General features: G+C 63.1%; 1 pseudogene. It reads left to right on the top strand.

Annotated elements, in window-relative coordinates:
- Positions 1-32: 32 nt before the first annotated feature.
- Positions 33-271: pseudogene (locus tag OZ10_RS20215) on the top strand (IS110 family transposase); the annotation flags it as partial.

Here is a 271-nt window from a genome sequence, read left to right as displayed (position 1 = left end):
CCGATCGGCTGGACGCGGGCATGCTGGCGTGTATGGCCGAGAAGATGGAGCTTCATCCCTATGTTCCACTGCCGCCGTGGCAGCGTCATCTGGGCGAGCATGTCCGCGCCCGCCGCCAGCTCATCGATCTGCTGAAGACGGCCAAACAACAGCTGTTGCAGGTGGCGGACAAACCGCTACGCAAGCTGCTGCAGGCCAACGTGAACCAGCTCGTGCGCAGTGTGGCGCGGCTGGATGAACTGATCGCCGGGCAGCTAAAGACGCTGCTCAT

This window comes from Xanthomonas cannabis pv. cannabis, from assembly GCF_000802365.1.
GTDB lineage: Bacteria > Pseudomonadota > Gammaproteobacteria > Xanthomonadales > Xanthomonadaceae > Xanthomonas > Xanthomonas cannabis.
The sequence above is the reverse complement of the archived record's forward strand: the minus strand, read 5'-3'. Positions and strand labels throughout refer to the sequence as shown.